Origin of the sequence: Collinsella sp. AF31-11 (assembly GCF_003475605.1) — a bacterium.
Lineage (GTDB): Bacteria > Actinomycetota > Coriobacteriia > Coriobacteriales > Coriobacteriaceae > Collinsella.
Genome location: NZ_QRQS01000030.1, coordinates 1 through 2073, shown reverse-complemented (window position 1 = coordinate 2073; position 2073 = coordinate 1). Strand labels below are relative to the sequence as shown.

The following is a 2073-nucleotide window of genomic DNA, read 5'->3' as shown; positions in this document are numbered from 1 at the left end:
GGAGAAGGGGGAGGCCTCGCGGCCTCCCCCTTTTTTGCGTTAATGGGCAACATTCCTTATGCAATTAAATCAATTTAATCATCCACCGCTTAATATAGACGTTCACCGTTCTGTGGTCGGTTCTCTGTTCTCAATGGACTAATATTTGCTTTAGCGCACTGACGCGCTTGTCCTGTTTCACACGGGTCGTTTTATTGATTGTGACGGAAGGACTCACATGGCAGATGTTCATGAGCTGCTTGATACTTGGATTGCCAATGTCAAGGATGAGGAGCTCCTCGCTGAGCTCAACACGATGAAGGAGCAGGGTGATGAGGACGCCATCACCGACGCTTTCTTCCAGGATCTCGCCTTCGGCACTGCTGGTCTTCGCGGCACTATCGGTGCAGGCACTAACCGTATGAATATCTATACGGTCGGTCGTGCGACCCAGGGATTCGCTGACTACCTCAATGCGACCTTCGAGCATCCGACGGTCGCCATCGCTCGCGATAGCCGCAATAAAGGTGAGCTGTTCGTTAAGACGACGGCTGCCATTCTTGCAGCAAACGGTGTGACTGCCCTTGTGTATCCCAAGATTTCTCCTGTGCCGACGCTTTCCTGGGCTGTTCGTGATCTTAAGTGTTCCGGTGGCATTTGCATGACCGCTAGTCATAACCCGGCGCCGTATAACGGCTATAAGGCCTATGGCCCCGACGGCTGCCAGATAACCAGCGAGGCCGCCGATGCAATTTCTAAGGCCATCGCCGAGACTGATACGTTCACCGGAGTGAAGTCCATGGACTTCGATGAGGCTCTTGAGCAGGGTCTGGTCAAATGGATCGATGATTCGTGCCTCGAGCGTTATTACGACGCCGTACTCGCGCGCGGCGTTACGAATCTTTCTGCCGAGGAGATTGCCGGCGCACCGCTCAAGCTTGTCTATACGCCGTTGAATGGTACCGGCCTCATTCCCGTCACGACGGTGCTCGAGCGTGCTGGCATCACCGATGTCACGGTTGTTCCCGAGCAGAAGGAGCCTAACGGCGATTTCCCGACCTGCCCGTATCCTAACCCCGAGATCCGTCAGGCCATGCAGAAGGGCATCGACCTGTGCGAGCAGGTTCACCCCGATCTGCTGCTTGCAACCGATCCTGACGCCGACCGTGTTGGCGTTGCCGTTAAGAATGGCGATGACTATCTGCTGCTGACCGGCAATGAGATGGGCGTTCTGCTGCTCGACTATATCTGCAAGACCCGTGCTGCCCGCGGTGAGGACCTCACTAATAAGGTTGCCGTTACTACTATCGTTTCTTCCGCCATGGTTGACGCTTTGGCCGACGAGTACGGTTTTGAGCTCCGCCGCTGCCTGACGGGCTTCAAGTACATCGGCGACATCATTACTTCTCTTTCCGATGCTGGCGAGGTCGATCGCTTTATCTTCGGTTTTGAGGAGAGCTACGGCTATCTTGCCGGCGACCACGTGCGCGACAAGGACGCCGTGAGCACTTCGCTTCTGATTTGCCAGATGGCGCAGTATTACAAGCTCCAGGGCAAGAACCTCGCCGATGCGATGCACGATCTGTACGAGAAGTATGGCTACTATCACAACAAGACGATTTCGCTGAGCTATCCGGGCGCTGAGGGTGCGGTAAAGATGGCCGGCATCATGGCTGGTCTGCGCGAGAACCCGCCCGTGGAGCTCGCCGGTTCCAAGATTGAGGCCGTCGTGGATTACAATACCTGCGTGAACGGCCTGCCGAAGGCTAACGTCATTGAGTTCGATCTTGAGGGTGGTAACAAGGGTATTGTTCGTCCTTCCGGCACCGAGCCCAAGATTAAGCTGTACATCTTCGCAAAGGGCGCGGATGCCGCCGAGGCTGATGCAGCACTTGACGCGATTGAGGAGTCCGGTCGCAAACTATTGGCCTAAGGCTTTGAAAGCCTATTTCTATAGATAGACGGAGGAGGGGATCTCGGAAACGAGGTCCCCTCTATATTACTGGTAAATACAGCTGAGAATCCCAAACTGTGTAGGAAATGTGTACGCCCAGATTCCCGCCCCCGGGGCCCCTCCGGTCTGGCAATATATCT

1 protein-coding gene is annotated in these 2073 nt (G+C 55.1%); it reads left to right on the top strand.

The genetic code is table 11. From position 1 onward, the window contains the following. Positions 1-217 precede the first annotated feature (217 nt). A complete protein-coding gene (locus DWZ22_RS10025) occupies positions 218-1912 on the top strand; it encodes a phospho-sugar mutase (RefSeq protein WP_117744005.1) in 1695 nt (564 codons plus the stop codon). Positions 1913-2073: the final 161 nt, after the last annotated feature.

What these genes read in the sequence shown, in the direction of transcription:
- DWZ22_RS10025 (WP_117744005.1), top strand. Translation starts at nt 218, where the DNA reads ATGGCAGATGTTCATGAGCTGCTTGATACTTGGATTGCCAATGTCAAG.